Annotated in this window: 13 protein-coding genes; 10 read left to right on the plus strand and 3 right to left on the minus strand. The window is 64.6% G+C overall.

Features of this window, described 5'->3' with window-relative positions; genetic code table 11:
* Positions 1 to 75 precede the first annotated feature (75 nt).
* From UW3_RS0102650 to UW3_RS0102665, 4 genes are all read left to right on the plus strand, one after another.
* Positions 76 to 402: a DUF3325 domain-containing protein gene (locus UW3_RS0102650; protein ID WP_010220668.1), complete on the plus strand. Its 327-nt coding sequence runs from the start codon at positions 76 to 78 to the stop codon at positions 400 to 402.
* A 1-nt stretch (position 403) separates the two neighbouring features.
* The gene (locus tag UW3_RS0102655) at positions 404 to 988 is read left to right on the plus strand and encodes an RNA polymerase sigma factor (protein ID WP_010220669.1); all 585 of its coding nucleotides are present in this window, start codon (positions 404 to 406) and stop codon (positions 986 to 988) included.
* Positions 985 to 1,959 (plus strand): FecR family protein, encoded by a 975-nt coding sequence (locus tag UW3_RS0102660; protein ID WP_010220670.1) that lies wholly within the window; start codon positions 985 to 987, stop codon positions 1,957 to 1,959. The genes UW3_RS0102655 and UW3_RS0102660 overlap by 4 nt, the downstream gene beginning before the upstream one ends.
* Before the next feature lie 104 nt (positions 1,960 to 2,063).
* Positions 2,064 to 4,466 carry a TonB-dependent siderophore receptor gene (locus UW3_RS0102665; protein WP_010220671.1) on the plus strand — a complete coding sequence of 801 codons (2,403 nt, stop codon included), beginning with the start codon at positions 2,064 to 2,066 and terminating at the stop codon, positions 4,464 to 4,466.
* Here UW3_RS0102665 and UW3_RS0102670 read toward each other — a convergent pair.
* Positions 4,463 to 5,338 carry an AraC family transcriptional regulator gene (locus UW3_RS0102670; protein WP_010220672.1) on the minus strand — a complete coding sequence of 292 codons (876 nt, stop codon included), beginning with the start codon at positions 5,336 to 5,338 and terminating at the stop codon, positions 4,463 to 4,465. The two genes, UW3_RS0102665 and UW3_RS0102670, sit on opposite strands and share 4 nt — an antisense overlap.
* Positions 5,339 to 5,475: 137 nt before the next feature.
* Here UW3_RS0102670 and UW3_RS0102675 point away from each other — a divergent pair, with 137 nt between their 5' ends.
* Positions 5,476 to 6,378, plus strand: a complete 903-nt coding sequence (locus UW3_RS0102675; RefSeq protein WP_010220673.1) for a DMT family transporter — start codon at positions 5,476 to 5,478, stop codon at positions 6,376 to 6,378.
* Between the two features lie 163 nt (positions 6,379 to 6,541).
* Positions 6,542 to 6,922: a hypothetical protein gene (locus UW3_RS0102680; RefSeq protein WP_010220674.1), complete on the plus strand. Its 381-nt coding sequence runs from the start codon at positions 6,542 to 6,544 to the stop codon at positions 6,920 to 6,922.
* 13 nt (positions 6,923 to 6,935) lie between these two features.
* On the opposite strand, the gene UW3_RS0102685 is transcribed toward UW3_RS0102680, so the two are convergent.
* Together UW3_RS0102685 and UW3_RS0102690 are read right to left on the minus strand one after the other, a co-directional pair.
* Positions 6,936 to 7,907 carry a 2-hydroxyacid dehydrogenase gene (locus tag UW3_RS0102685; protein WP_010220675.1) on the minus strand — a complete coding sequence of 324 codons (972 nt, stop codon included), beginning with the start codon at positions 7,905 to 7,907 and terminating at the stop codon, positions 6,936 to 6,938.
* 73 nt (positions 7,908 to 7,980) lie between these two features.
* Positions 7,981 to 8,928, minus strand: a complete 948-nt coding sequence (locus UW3_RS0102690; RefSeq protein WP_010220676.1) for a LysR family transcriptional regulator — start codon at positions 8,926 to 8,928, stop codon at positions 7,981 to 7,983.
* A gap of 186 nt (positions 8,929 to 9,114) precedes the next feature.
* On the opposite strand from UW3_RS0102690, the gene UW3_RS0102695 reads away from it, so the two are divergent.
* Genes UW3_RS0102695 through UW3_RS0102710 form a run of 4 tightly spaced genes read left to right on the plus strand, consistent with a single transcriptional unit; the run spans position 9,115 to position 13,892 of the window.
* Positions 9,115 to 10,641, plus strand: coding sequence for an efflux transporter outer membrane subunit (locus UW3_RS0102695; protein ID WP_010220677.1), 1,527 nt, complete (start codon positions 9,115 to 9,117; stop codon positions 10,639 to 10,641).
* Positions 10,638 to 12,824, plus strand: a complete 2,187-nt coding sequence (locus UW3_RS0102700; protein ID WP_010220678.1) for an FUSC family protein — start codon at positions 10,638 to 10,640, stop codon at positions 12,822 to 12,824. The genes UW3_RS0102695 and UW3_RS0102700 overlap by 4 nt, the downstream gene beginning before the upstream one ends.
* Positions 12,814 to 13,014, plus strand: coding sequence for a DUF1656 domain-containing protein (locus UW3_RS0102705; protein WP_010220679.1), 201 nt, complete (start codon positions 12,814 to 12,816; stop codon positions 13,012 to 13,014). Before UW3_RS0102700 ends, UW3_RS0102705 begins: the two co-directional genes overlap by 11 nt.
* An 11-nt stretch (positions 13,015 to 13,025) precedes the next feature.
* Positions 13,026 to 13,892, plus strand: coding sequence for an efflux RND transporter periplasmic adaptor subunit (locus UW3_RS0102710; RefSeq protein ID WP_010220680.1), 867 nt, complete (start codon positions 13,026 to 13,028; stop codon positions 13,890 to 13,892).
* Positions 13,893 to 14,310: the final 418 nt, after the last annotated feature.

Genomic DNA, 14,310 nt, shown 5'->3' on the forward strand with positions numbered 1-14,310 from the left:
GGTAGTGGCGGCCAAGCGTGCGCCGCGTGAGGCCAAGAGCGCACCCGGTACGTTGATCGAAAGCGAGGTGAACTGATGCTGGCCATTGCCCTGTTTGGTTTTGCCGGCTTTGCCGCCCTGTGCCTGGCCATGGAAAAGCACTACAAGGACCTGCTCGGGCACAAGCCCGGTCATGCGCGGCTCATGGCCCTGCGCATCGCCGGCTGGGTACTGCTGGCTCTGGCGCTGCTACTGGCCGTGCGCCACAGCGGCTGGGCCATGGGCCTGGTCGAGCTGTTCGCGGTGCTGATGGCCGGGGTCACCCTCTGGGTGTTCCTCTTGCCTTACCAGCCGCGCCTGTTGCTGGGCCTGGCAACGGCCAGCGTGGTGCTGGCGCCGTTGACTGCGATGGCATCACTGTAAAGTGGTGAACGAGCCGCTCGATCTGCCCGCCGACGGTGCATGTGACGCCGACGGGGCGAGCGGTCGCGCGCGCTTTGTGCAGGTGTTCCTTGCCCAGCGGGCGCAGATGGAAGCCCTGGTCAGCCGCCGTATCGGTTGCCGGGCCACGGCTTCGGACCTGATCCAGGAGTTGTTTTTGCGCTTCTGGCGGCGCCCGCAGGTCAAGGTCGAGGCACTCGATACCTATCTGCTGCGCTGTGCCGGCAACATCGCCATTGATCACCTGCGCAGCGAAGGCGCGCGAGAGCGGGTCACCGACAGCCTGCAGTTGGAAGTCGCCGACGATCATGTCAGTGAACCGCAAGCGGCCCTGGAGGCAAACAGCGACTTGCAGCGCATTGAAGCGGCGCTGCGGGAGCTGCCCGAGCGTACCCGGCAGATCTTTCTGCTCAACCGCATCCACGGGTGCAAGTACGCCGAGATCGCCAAGGCCATGGGCCTGTCCCAGAGCGCCGTGGAAAAACACATGATGCGCGCTCTGGAGGCGTGCAAGGCAAGTGTTGCGCTGCCGTCAGCCAGCCCGCGCAAGCCAGGGAAAGCACCATGACCGAGATCACCGCCGAGCACGAACAGGCCGCACTGGGCTGGCTGAGCCGGATCAACGAACAGCCGCAATTGGCCGAGCGTGCCGAGTTCAAGCGCTGGCTGCTGGCCAACCCGGCGCATGCCCGGGCCTATGCCCAGGCCCAGGCGTTGTGGCGCCTGAGCGAAGCACCGGCCAGCCTGCTGGCCGCCGAAGAGGACCAGGCCCTGCAAGGTTACCTGCGCGCCATGCAGCAACCGGCGCCGGGGCGCACCTGGCGCCGTGTTGCCAGCTGCGCTGCAGCCGCCTGCCTGGTGCTGGCGCTGGGAACGGCGGCAGGCTGGCATCCGGGGTACTGGCTGGACGACCTGCAGGCGGATTACGTTACAGCCGCGGGGCAGGTTGAGGAGGTGGTGCTGGCCGACAATTCGCACATGACCCTGGATGCCGGCAGTGCGGTATCGGTGGATTTCACGCACGGGGTGCGACAGGTGACGATCCGCCGGGGCGCGGCGTTCTTTCATGTCACGCATACCGGTGAGCCCTTTGTGGTCGACGCGGCAAACGGCCAGACCCAGGTGCTCGGTACCCGGTTCGAGGTCCGCAAGCACAGCGGCGGGGCCCGGGTCACCGTGCTCGATGGCCGGGTCGCGGTGACGGCGGCCCCCGGGCGTTTGCAGCAACAGCTGAGCGGCGGCCAGCAGGTCGCCTATCGCGACGGCACCGCCAGCGCCGTCGAAGCGGTGGACAGCGAATCACGCCTGGCCTGGCGCCAGGGCTGGCTCAATTACTACCAGGTGCCGCTGAGCACGGTGATCGACGACTTGGCCCGCTACTACCCGGGGCGCATCATCCTGCTCGACAGCGAGCTGGGCAAACGCAAGGTCAGCGCCAGCTTCCCGGCCAGCCAGCCACTGGCGGCGCTGGATTCGCTCGGTGCGGTGCTCGGCTTCAAGCGCAATACCCTGCTGGAGCGGGTCACGCTGATCCGCTGAAAAATATTTTCAGAAAGTGCTGAGGTAACCTCGTGCGACAACCGTGTAGTGAGTGAAAGTGCGATTCATTCGCATAAACATCACTCCTTCACAGGTCATCGGTCATGAAGTTCACACCCTCGCCAGCGCGTCGCTTTTCACGTTGGCTCAGTGTCGCGGCGCTGGCTGCGGGTAGCGCATTGCCCTTGGGTGTCGCCGCCGCGCAGCAGGTCTACAGCTTTTCCCAAGCGAGCAAGCCGCTGGTGCAGGCGCTCAATGACTTCAGCCGGCTGACCGGGCAAAGTGTGATCTACACCGCCGACCTGCCATCGATCAATGCTCCGGCTCTCAACGCCAGCCTCAGCGCCGAGCAGGCTTTGCAGCAACTGCTGGGCAATTCCGGCTTCGCCGTTCGCCGCGTCGATGTCCGCACCCTGACCCTCGAACCGCTCGATGCCGGCACTGCGCTCAAGCTCGAGGCGACCACGGTGAACTCGCAGGCCGATGCCGACTACAGCTATCAGCCGCCGCAAAGCAGCTCGGTGATGCGCAGCCAGGCATTGATCATGCAGACGCCCCAGGCCATTAACGTGGTACCGGCCCAGGTGCTCAAGGACCAGGCCCCGCGCAACCTCGACGATGCCCTGGCCAATGTCAGCGGCGTGACCCAGGGCAACAACTTCGGCGGCACCCAGGACACGGTGATGAAGCGCGGCTTTGGCGACAACCGCGACGGCTCGATCATGCGCGATGGCATGCCCATCGTGCAGGGCCGCAGCCTCAATGCCACCACTGAGCGGGTCGAAGTGCTCAAGGGCCCGGCCTCATTGTTGTACGGTATCCAGGACCCGGGCGGGGTGATCAACGTGGTCAGCAAGCGGCCGCAACTGCAACGCTACAACGCCCTGAACCTGCGCGGCTCTACTTATGGCAGCGGCAAGAACGGCAGCGGCGGCGGCCTGGACAGCACCGGCGCGCTGGGCGAGAGCAACTTCGCCTACCGCCTGGTGCTCGACCATGAAGATGAAGACTACTGGCGCAACTTCGGCACCCACCGCGAATCGCTGGTGGCGCCATCGCTGGCCTGGTACGGCGAAGACACCCAGGTGCTGCTGGCCTACGAGCACCGCGAGTTTCTCTATCCGTTCGACCGTGGCACCGCCATCGACCCGCGCACCAACCACCCGCTGGATATCCCCAGCACCCGGCGCCTGGACGAGCCGTTCAATGACATGCAAGGGCGCTCGGACCTCTATCGGCTGGAGGTCGATCATCAGCTTGCGGATGACTGGAAAGCCCACTTTGGCTTCAGTTACAACCGTGAAACCTACGACGCCAGCCAGGTGCGGGTGACCGGCGTCAACGCCTCGCGCGGCACCCTGACCCGCAGCATGGACGGCACCCACGGCGCACTCAGCAGCGACCGTTTCGCCACCTTGAGCCTTGAGGGCACGGTGCAACTGGCGGGGATGCAGCACGACCTGCTGTTCGGCCTGGATAACGAATACCGCAAGGTCTACCGCGCCGACCTGATCCGCCAGAGCAGCCTGAGCACCTTCAGTTACCTGAACCCGGTGTATGGCCGCGAAGTCGAAGGCACCAGCGTGCGTGACAGCGACAGCGCGCAGACCGACAAGCTGCGCAGCGACTCGCTGTTCTTCCAGGATTCGATCCACCTCGATGAGCACTGGATCCTGGTCGCCGGCGCGCGCTACCAGATGTATGACCAGCTCGCCGGGCGCGGGCGGCCGTTCAAGGCCAACACCAACAGCAATGGCCAGGCCTGGGTGCCGCGGCTGGGCCTGGTGTACAAGGTCGACGAGCAGCTGTCGTTCTATGGCAGCTACACCGAATCGTTCAAGCCCAATTCCAGCGTCGCCCCACTGAGCGGCGGCCTGGTGCTGGACTCGGGCGTGGAACCTGAACAGGGCAAATCCTGGGAACTGGGTGCCAAGCTCGACGTGCCGGGGGCGCTGACCGGCACCCTGGCGCTGTTCGACATCCGCAAGCGCAACGTGCTGGTGGCCAACTTCGACTCGGCAACCGGCGACACCCTCTACAGCAATGCGGGCGAGGTGCGCTCACGGGGCGTCGAGCTGGACCTGAGCGGGCAGTTGAGCGAGCGCTGGAGCCTGATCGGCAGCTATGCCTTCACCGATGCCGACGTCACCCAGGACCCCACGCTCGAAGGCAATCGCCTGCAGAACGTAGCGCGCCACAGCGGTTCGCTGTCGGCGGTGTATGACGCGGGCAGCCTGTTCGGCGGCGATCGCCTGCGCCTGGGCGCCGGTGCGCGCTATGTCGGTGAGCGGGCGGGTAACGCCGAGAATGATTTCGAGCTGCCGGGCTACACCGTCGCCGATGCCTTCGCCAGCTACGAAACCCGCCTGGACGAGCACAAGGTGCGCTTGCAGTTGAACGTCAAGAACCTGTTCGACCGCACCTATTACAGCTCGGCGGTGAACCGTTACTTTGTCTCGGTGGGCGATGCGCGTCAGGTCAGCCTGTCCAGCACCCTCGAGTTCTAAGCGCTGAAGGCGGCCCGGTAAGCACCGGGCGTGGCCCCCAGGGCCTGGCGGAAGCGGTTGCTGAAATGGCTGGCGCTGGCAAAGCCGCACAGCAGGGCCACTTCGCCCAGCGGCAGTTGGCCATGGCGCAGCAGTTGCCGCGCCTTGGCCAGGCGCCGGGCCAGCAGGTACTGGTGCGGCGGCAGGCCGAAGCTTTCGCGAAACATCCGCGCGAAGTGGTACTCGGAGAGGTTGCACAGCGCCGCCAGCTCGCCAAGGCTCAGCGGGTGATCGAGGTGGCCTTCGACATACTCGCGCAGTTGCCGGCGCTGGTGCGCGGCCAGCCCGCCTTTAAGGCGCAGGCCCTGGCGCAGGCCAACCTGGCTGAGCAGGGCGTGGTCGAGAATCTCGTGGGCCAGGCTGCTGGTCAGCAAGCGCTCGCCCGGTTCGTCCCAGTCCAGGGCGATCAGCTGGCGAAAACGCCGGGCCTGCTCGGGGTCGTCGAGAAAGGTCGCCTCCTGCAGTTGCAGTTCACGGGGTTCGCGGTCCAGCAGGCTGACGCAACCGAGGGCGAATTGCTCCTGGCTGATGTACAGGTGTGCCAGGCGGATCGAGCCGTTGACCACCCAATGCGAGGCTGATCCTGCCGGCATGATGCACAGCTTGTCGGGTGCGCCGGTGTGGCCGGGGCGGTCACGGCGAAAGGTGCCGGTGCCGTCGGCGATGTAACACGACAGGGTGTGATGGCTGGGAGCCTCGTAGTCGCGGGCGTCGTGACGGTTGTTCCACAGGGCTGCTGCCAGGCCGTCCCCCAGGTGCGCGCTGTGTTCCAGGCGGGCATGGGGTGAGTCGTGCATGGCTTTGAAGACTTGCAGCTGGTCCAACGGCGTCATGGTCCTTACCTCTGTGGGCCATCGTACTCCGCCAGGCCGGGGCTGACAGCTGTTGCCTGTGCAAAAGCGCAAGAATGTGCAAGTGCCGGATGAGGTTGCAGTTGCACACTGGTGGCCTGCAATAGAGGAGTGCCGCCATGAACCTGTCGTTATACCTGCTCACTGTGCTGATCTGGGGCACCACCTGGATTGCCTTGAAGCTGCAACTGGGCGTGGTCGCCATTCCTGTGTCGATCGTCTACCGCTTTGCCCTGGCGGCGCTGGTGCTGTTTGCCATCCTGCTGCTCAGCCGCCGCCTGCAACCGATGAATCGCCGTGGCCACCTGATCTGCCTGGCCCAGGGCCTGTGCCTGTTCTGCGTCAACTTCATGTGCTTTCTGACCGCCAGCCAGTGGATTCCCAGTGGCCTGATCGCCGTGGTGTTCTCCACCGCCACCTTGTGGAACGCGCTGAATGCGCGGGTATTCTTTGGCCAGAAGGTTGCCGCCAATGTGCTTGCCGGTGGCGCCCTCGGCCTGGCCGGGCTGGGCCTGCTGTTCTGGCCGGAGCTGTCCGGGCATGCCGCCAGCCGCGAAACCATTATCGGCCTGGGCCTGGCGCTGCTGGGCACCCTGTGTTTTTCGGCCGGCAACATGCTCTCCAGCCTGCAACAAAAGGCCGGCCTGCGGCCGCTGACCACCAATGCCTGGGGCATGCTCTATGGCGCGAGCATGCTCGGGCTGTACTGCCTGGTCAGCGGCATTGCGTTTGCCATGGAATGGAACACGCGCTACATCGGCTCACTGTTGTACCTGGTGATCCCGGGCTCGGTGATCGGTTTTACCGCCTACCTGACCCTGGTCGGACGCATGGGGCCGGAGCGGGCCGCTTACTGCACGGTGTTGTTCCCGTTGGTGGCGCTGAACGTCTCGGCGTTCTACGAGGGTTATCAATGGACGGCGCCGGCGTTGGCAGGCCTGGTGCTGGTGATGCTGGGCAACGTGCTGGTGTTTCGCAAGCCCCGGCCCAAGGTGGTCGAGCCGGTCGTGGCCTTGAGGTAGCAATCGCGGGTCAAGCCCGCTCCCACAAGTTGGGATTAATCTGTGGGAGCGGGCTTGACCCGCGATGAGGCCGACGCAGTACCTGATAAAAATGCCAGGTTTCAGGGACGTTCCAAGGGCGTAACTTGCGCTCAACACATCCGCAGCGTTCGAGGCAACGGTCATGGAAGTGATGATGGGCAAGTCCGATAAACCGGTGGTCGCGCCGCCCACTCTCAAAGATGCGGCCTGGACTGTCAGCCTTTCCCAGGTGGGCGAGGAGGGGCTGACGCTCAGTGGTTATTCCTTGCCAGGCTTGCAGGGCTCTCAAGGAGCAACCTTGCTCCTAGGCTGGATTGGTTTTCCACCGGGAGGGGATCCGGAAACCTACTCGGACTCGCATGCAATCGAGCGTTGGGAAGACTATCGCGGGCACGAGTTCGTGCTGCCCAGGCGCTATTTGCAAAGCGCACTGGGCGGCACTGGTGTGCTGTTTTTCGATCTCTCGGTGCTCAGCCTGCCGTCGCAGATTTCACCACTGATAACGGTAAGGGTGGTTGATTAGGTACTCGTACCGCCTACTTCCACACCTGCGGATTGACCAGATCCCGCGGCCGCTCACCCAGCAAGGCGCTGCGCAGGTTATCAATCGCGCGATTGGCCATGGCCTCGCGGGTTTCAGCGGTAGCCGAACCTACATGCGGCAAGGTCAGGGCGTTTTTCAGCTGGAACAACGGCGAGGCTGCCAGTGGTTCCTTCTCGTACACATCCAGCCCGGCGCCGCGAAGGGTGCCGGCCTGCAGGGCCTCGATCAGCGCCGCCTCATCCACCACCGGCCCACGGGACACGTTGATCAGGAAGGCACTGGGCTTCATCAGCTGCAGTTCACGGGTGCTGATCAGGTGCTTGGTCTGCGCCCCCAGTGGTACCACCAGGCAGACGAAGTCAGCTTCAGCCAGCAGCTCATCGAGGCTGCGGTATTGCGCGCCCAGTTCCTGTTCCAGGGCCGGCTTGCGGCTGTTGCCGCTGTAGAGGATCGGCATGTTGAAACCGAAGCGCCCACGCCGGGCAATGGCCGCGCCGATATTGCCGAGGCCGACGATACCCAGGGTCTTGCCATGCACGTCGCTGCCAAACTGCGCCGGGCCCACGGTGGCCTGCCATTGCCCGGCCTTGGTCCAGGCATCCAGCTCGGCCACCCGCCGCGCCGCGCCGATCAGCAGGGCAAAGCCGAGGTCGGCGGTGCTCTCGGTGAGCACGTCAGGGGTGTTGGTCAGGGCGATGCCGCGCTGGTTGAAGTAGGCCAGGTCATAGTTGTCGTAGCCCACCGAGACGCTGGCGACCACTTCCAGCTTGCTGGCGTTTGCCAGTTGCGCCTGGCCGAGCTTGCGGCCGACGCCGATCAGGCCATGCGCCTCGGGCAAGGCGTCGTTGAACTGGGCACTGATGTCGCCGAGCTTGGGGTTGGGCACGATTACGTTGAAGTCTTGCTGCAGGCGTTCGACCATCGCCGGGGTGATGCGGCTGAAGGCAAGGACGGTCTTTTTCATCGGCGAAATCTCTGCGGGCGGTGGAGAATGGGTAGCACGCTATCATTCTCCACCACCCCTGTGCAGCAAGATTTCAGGTGGCGATGCGCAGTTCGTGGGTTTTCAGGTCCGCTTCGTGGGCGGCGAGAATTTCCGGCAGAGAATTGCGCAGGTACTCGACCCAGGTCTTGATCTTGGCATCCAGGTACTGGCGCGACGGGTAGATCGCGTACAGGTTGAGCTCCTGCAGGCGGTACTCGGGCATCACCCGCACCAGTGAGCCATCACGCAGGCCCTCGATCGCCGAATAGATCGGCAGCACACCAACGCCCATGCCACTGCGGATCGCGGTTTTCATCGCGTCGGCGGAGTTCACCTGGAACGGCGCCTGGGTGATGTTGACCACTTCCTGGCCTTCGGGGCCGTCGAACAGCCATTTCTCCAGCGGGATCACCGGGCTGACCATGCGCAGGCAGGCGTGGTTGAGCAGGTCGCTGGGCTTGTGGGCGATGCCGTGGCGTTTCACGTAGTCGGGCGAGGCGCAGACGATGCTGTAGGTGATGCCCAGGCGCTGGGAGACAAAGCCCGAGTCCGGCAGCTCGCTGGCCAGCACGATGGACACGTCGTAGCCTTCGTCGAGCAGGTCCGGCACGCGGTTGGCCATGGTCAGGTCGAAGGTCACGTCCGGGTGGGTTTCGCGGTAGCGGGCGATGGCATCGATGACGAAATGCTGGCCGACCCCGGTCATCGAATGCACCTTCAGTTGCCCGGCCGGGCGCGCATGGGCGTCGCTGGCCTCGGCTTCGGCTTCTTCGACGTAGGTGAGGATCTGTTCGCAGCGCATCAGGTAACGCTTGCCGGCCTCGGTCAGGGCGATGCGCCGGGTGGTGCGGTTGAGCAGGCGGGTTTGCAGATGGGCTTCAAGATTGGAGACCGCCCGCGACACGTTGGCGGTGGTCGTATCCAGTTGCACGGCCGCGGCAGTGAAGCTGCCGACTTGCGCGACGCAACTAAAAGCACGCATGTTTTGCAGGGTGTCCATGGGTCGCTCTCAAAGTAGACGACAAATTGTGACATGAAGTAACCGAGGCGGTCTTCAGACTAAAGCCGGATTATCACTGTTTTCGTAACAAAGATTCGCAGTAATGCACGCTTATCGCCAGTGCGGCGGCCCCCTAGAATTGCGTCTCCAAGCGTCATCCACCTTCTATGTCGGGAATTCGCAGCTGTGCCGCGTCGCATCATCAGAGCGCTCAATGCGCTCAGTGCCTGTGCCTTTAGCTTGACCTTGAGCGGCTGTATCGGAACCTGGGGCATTGCCCCGCAAAGCAAGACGCTGCAAGCCAATACCCTGACCACCGACGCGGCGATCCGTGAAGCCGCCCTCGACGCCCATTGGCCCGACCAGCAATGGTGGCGGGCCTACGGCGACCCGCAACTCGATCGCTGGATCGCCCTGGCCGTGCAAGACAGCCCGACCCTGGCCATGGCCGTCGCCCGTGTGCGTGAAGCCAAGGCCATGGCCGGGGTGGTCGAGTCGGCAGAAAAACTGCAGGTCAACGGCCAGTCGACGCTCAAGCGCCACAACTGGCCGCAAGACCAGTTCTATGGCCCCGGCGCGTTGTCCGGGGCCAACACCTGGGACAACAATGCATCGCTTGGCTTGAGCTACGCCCTGGACCTCTGGGGCCGGGAGCGCAATGCCAGCGAGCAGGCCGTGGACATGGCCCACATGAGCGTGGCCCAGGCGCGTCAGGCCCAGCTCGAGCTGCAGAACAACATCGTCAAGGCCTACATCCAGCTGTCGCTGCACTTTGCCCAGCGCGATATCGTCAAGGCCGAGCTTGAGCAACAGGAGCAGATCCTGGCCCTGGCCGAGCGGCGCCTGGCCGGTGGCATCGGCACGCACTTTGAAGTCAGCCAGGCGCAGACGCCACTGCCGGAAACCCACCGCCAGCTCGATGCCCTCAATGAGGAAATCGCCCTGGCCCGTAACCAGCTGGCAGCCTTGGCCGGTAAAGGTCCAGGCGAGGGCGCGCAGCTGCAGCGTCCACGACTGGCGCTGGGCACTGCGCTGAAATTGCCCTCGGCCTTGCCCGCCGAACTGGTCGGCCAGCGCCCGGACGTGGTCGCCAGCCGCTGGCAGGTCGCAGCCCAGGCCCGTGGTATCGATGTCGCCCATGCCGGCTTCTTCCCCAACGTCGACCTGGTCGGTGGCCTCGGTTTCATGGCCACCGGCGGCGGGCCGCTGGAGTTTCTGACCGGGCGCAAGTTCAACTACAACGTCGGCCCGGCGATCAGCCTGCCGGTGTTCGACGGCGGTCGCTTGCGCTCGCAACTGGGGGTTGCCGCGGCTGGTTATGACATCGCCGTGGCGCGCTACAACCAGACCGTGGTCGAGGCGCTCAAGGGTGTTTCCGATCAGTTGATCCGTCGTGAGTCGATGAACGAGCAGCAACACTTTGCCGCCGAATCGGTGGCCTCGGCGCAAAAGACCTACGACATCGCCATGATCGCCTTCCAGCGCGGCCTGACCGATTACCTTAATGTGCTCAACGCGCAAACTCAGTTGTTCCGCCAGCAACAAATCCAGCAGCAGGTCCAGGCCGCACGCCTGAGTGCCCATGCCGAACTGGTCACGGCCCTGGGCGGCGGCCTGGGCGCGGGCAACGATGTGCCCGGCGAAGACCGTCAGCAGGCGCCGAAAACCCCGGTAACCCTGGCAGTCTTCGACAAGCCGGGCCATGCCGAATGAGCGTACTGACCCTGCCGTTTCGCTGGCTGGCCACCCTGGAGTGGCGTCGCGGGTTCTTTGAGTGGGTGCGCACCGACGGGGTCACCTGGGTGTACATCTTCAAGGTCCTCAGCGCCGCCTTCCTGACCCTGTGGCTGGCCATGCGCCTGGAACTGCCGCAGCCGCGCACGGCGATGATCACTGTGTTCATCGTCATGCAGCCGCAGAGTGGCCATGTGTTCGCCAAGAGCTTCTACCGGCTGCTGGGCACCCTGGCCGGCTCGTCGATGATGGTCGCGCTGATCGCCTTGTTCCCGCAGAACACCGAGCTGTTCCTGCCGAGCCTGGCGATCTGGGTCGGCCTGTGTTCGGCCGGCGCCATGCGCTACCGTACCTTTCGCGCCTATGGTTTCGTGCTCGCCGGTTACACCGCGGCGATGGTCGGCCTGCCGGCCTTGCAGCACCCTGACGGCGCGTTTATGGCTGCGGTGTGGCGGGTGCTGGAAATCTCCCTGGGGATCCTTGTCTCGACCCTGGTCAGCGCCGCGATTTTGCCGCAGTCGGCCAGTGCCTCGATGCGCAACGCCCTGTACCAGCGCTTTGGCGTGTTCGCCGGCTTCGTTGCCGAGGGCCTGCGCGGCGACAGCCAGCGCGACCGCTTTGAAAGCAGCAACGTGCGCTTTATCGCCGAGGCCGTAGGTCTGGAAAGCCTGCGCAGCGTCACCGCCTTCGAAGACCCGCACATGCGCCGGCGCAACGGGCGCCTGGGGCGGATGAACAGCGAATTCATGGCCATCACCACGCGCTTCAACGCCTTGCACCAGTTGCTGGAGCGCTTGCGTTTGCGTGGGCCGCTGCAGATCGTCACCGCCATCGAGCCGGGGCTCACCGCCCTGGCCGAGCTGCTCGACGCCTATGCCGGTCGCGGTCTCACCGAGGGTGATGCGGCGCGCCTGGCCGAACAGCTGGCGGCCTACAAGGAAGGCTTGCCGGAGCGCGTGCGCACCCTGCGTGCAGCGTATGTCGAGAGCGGCCCGAGCGATGCCGACCTGCTGGACTTCCACACTGCCTACGAACTGCTGTACCGCTTCGTCGACGACATGCACAGCTACGCCCAGACCCACGCTTCGCTGACCGAGCACAACCATGCCCGCGAGCAGTGGGATGAGCCCTATGTGGCGCAGACCAACTGGATGGCCTCGCTGGCCGCCGGTGTGCGCGCCGCGTTCATCCTGCTGGTGCTGGGCAGCTTCTGGATACTCACCGCCTGGCCGAGCGGGGCGATGATGACGCTGATCGCCGCGGCCACCGTCGGCCTCTCGGCGGCCACGCCAAACCCCAAGCGCATGTCGTTCCAGATGGCCTGCGGGACCTTGTTCGGCGCCTTTGTCGGCTTCTTCGAAACCTTCTTCGTGTTCCCCTGGATCGACGGTTTCCCGCTGTTGTGCCTGGTACTGGCGCCGGTGTTCGTGTTCGGCGCGTTCCTCGCCTCGCGACCGGCCTATGCCGGTTACGGGCTGGGCCTGCTGATCTTTTTTGCCACCGGTTCCGTGCCGGACAACCTGACCATCTACAACCCTTACAACTTCATCAACGACTACATCGCCATGGTCATTGGTATGCTGGTCTGCGCCGCTGCCGGGGCAATCATCCTGCCGCCCAACAGCCGCTGGTTGTGGAGCCGCCTGGAGCAGGATTTGCGTGCCCAGGTGCTGTATGCGATCACCGGGCGCCTGCGCGGCTTGGGTTCGAGCTTCGAAAGCCGCACCCGCGACCTGCTGCACCAGGCCTATGGCCTGGCGGTCGGCCAGCCGCGGGTGCAGAGCAAGTTGCTGCGCTGGATGTTCGTGGTGCTTGAGGTCGGTCATGCGATCATCGAACTGCGCAAGGAACAGGCGATTTTGCCGGTGCACCCGTGCTACGCCGAATCGCAGCCCTGGCGCCAGGCCATCCGGGTCATGGGCCGCGCCCTGGCGCGCCTGTTCATGCAGCCGAGCGCGAGCAACCACGAGCGTGCGCTGGTGGCGGTGGACCATGCCATCAGCCGGGTGCAGGCCACCGACGAGCCGTTCGCCCGCCACTTCGACACCTCGGCCCTGCGCCGGGTGCAGAGCTACCTGCATTTCATCCGTACTTCACTGCTCGACCCTCAGTCGCCGCTGGCCGAACTGGCCCCGGCCAAAGGACTGCCCCATGCCTCGTGAAATCGCCTTCCATGGCGTCTACATGCCGACCATGACCTTGATGTTCCTGTTCGCCGCCGGCCTTGCCTGGGGCCTGGACCGGTTTATCGCCAGTCATGACGGCTACCGCTTCTTCTGGCACCCGGCGCTGCTGCGCCTGTGCCTGTTTATCTGCCTGTTCGGATCCATCGCCCTGACTCTCTACCGTTGAGACCCCTGTTGATGAAAAAGTTTTTCAGCCTGATCGCCACCTTGCTCGTGCTGGCCGCTGCCGTGGTGATCGGTCGCCAGCTCTGGGTGCATTACATGAACACGCCCTGGACCCGCGACGGGCGCGTGCGTGCCGACATCATCAACGTCGCTGCCGACGTGCCGGGCTACGTGGTCGATGTGCCGGTGCGCGACAACCAGTTGGTGAAGAAAGGCGATGTGCTGCTGCAGATCGACCCCGAGCACTACCAAGTGGCGGTCCGCCAGGCCCAGGCGCTGGTCGCCTCGCGCAAGGCCACCTGGGAAATGCGCAAGGTCAACGCCCATCGCCGCGCCGACATGGACAACCTGGTGATCTCGCGGGAGAACCGTGACGACGCCAGCAACATCGCCAACTCGGCGCTGGCCGATTACCAGCAGGCCCAGGCGCAATTGGCGGCGGCCGAGCTGGACCTCAAGCGGACCAAGATCCTCGCCACGGTCGATGGCTATGTCACCAACCTCAACGTCCATCGCGGTGACTACGCGCGCACCGGCGAGCCGAAGATGGCGGTGGTCGACAAGGATTCGTTCTGGGTTTATGGCTTCTTCGAAGAGACCAAGCTGCCGCACGTGCGGGTGGGCGACCAGGCCGAGTTGCAGATGATGAGCGGCGAGCGGCTCAAAGGGCATGTAGAGAGTATCTCGCGCGGCATCTATGACCGCGACAACCCGGAAAGCCGCGAGCTGATCGCTGACGTCAATCCGACCTTCAACTGGGTGCGCCTGGCCCAGCGGGTGCCGGTGCGGATTCATATCGATGAAGTGCCCGAGGGCTTTTTGCTGGCGGCGGGTACCACCTGTACGGTGGTGGTCAAGCCCGGCAAGGCGCAGGGTTGAGTTGATCGCGGGGCAAGCCCGCTTCTACAGGATCTAGGGGCGGGCCAATCGAAATTTTGGGGACTATGATCCTAGGGGTGGGGTGGGATGTTCAGATTGCGAGCTTATCCATTCGTTGTGGCGCTGTGGCTGGCCCCTTCCGCCTTTACGGCGTCCTACTTTTCTCTTGGGAAAAGTAGGCAAAACCGCTCGCTCCTGCATACGGCCCTACGCTGCGCTTCGGGTTCCTTCGCTTCGGTGCCTTCCAGGGGCATCGCGGCCTACGACTTGCTACGCCAAGTCTACGTCTCGCGACTTCGGCTTGGGCCGAAGGGTGCTACGCACCAGCCCCCTCCAGACACCTACGCTCAGCCTCCTGAAGTCGCGAAGTTACGGGCAGCGCCTGCACGGGCGTATCTGCGAAAGCAGATTATGGCGT

It is taken from the genome of Pseudomonas donghuensis (assembly GCF_000259195.1).
Classification (GTDB): domain Bacteria; phylum Pseudomonadota; class Gammaproteobacteria; order Pseudomonadales; family Pseudomonadaceae; genus Aquipseudomonas; species Aquipseudomonas donghuensis.

Coding starts and splice junctions, on each gene's coding strand:
- UW3_RS0102690 (WP_010220676.1), bottom strand. CDS start 8,928: ATGGACACCCTGCAAAACATGCGTGCTTTTAGTTGCGTCGCGCAAGTC.
- UW3_RS0102710 (WP_010220680.1), top strand. CDS start 13,026: ATGAAAAAGTTTTTCAGCCTGATCGCCACCTTGCTCGTGCTGGCCGCT.
- UW3_RS0102685 (WP_010220675.1), bottom strand. CDS start 7,907: ATGAAAAAGACCGTCCTTGCCTTCAGCCGCATCACCCCGGCGATGGTC.
- UW3_RS0102705 (WP_010220679.1), top strand. CDS start 12,814: ATGCCTCGTGAAATCGCCTTCCATGGCGTCTACATGCCGACCATGACC.
- UW3_RS0102650 (WP_010220668.1), top strand. CDS start 76: ATGCTGGCCATTGCCCTGTTTGGTTTTGCCGGCTTTGCCGCCCTGTGC.
- UW3_RS0102670 (WP_010220672.1), bottom strand. CDS start 5,338: ATGACGCCGTTGGACCAGCTGCAAGTCTTCAAAGCCATGCACGACTCA.
- UW3_RS0102665 (WP_010220671.1), top strand. CDS start 2,064: ATGAAGTTCACACCCTCGCCAGCGCGTCGCTTTTCACGTTGGCTCAGT.
- UW3_RS0102675 (WP_010220673.1), top strand. CDS start 5,476: ATGAACCTGTCGTTATACCTGCTCACTGTGCTGATCTGGGGCACCACC.
- UW3_RS0102700 (WP_010220678.1), top strand. CDS start 10,638: ATGAGCGTACTGACCCTGCCGTTTCGCTGGCTGGCCACCCTGGAGTGG.
- UW3_RS0102680 (WP_010220674.1), top strand. CDS start 6,542: ATGGAAGTGATGATGGGCAAGTCCGATAAACCGGTGGTCGCGCCGCCC.
- UW3_RS0102660 (WP_010220670.1), top strand. CDS start 985: ATGACCGAGATCACCGCCGAGCACGAACAGGCCGCACTGGGCTGGCTG.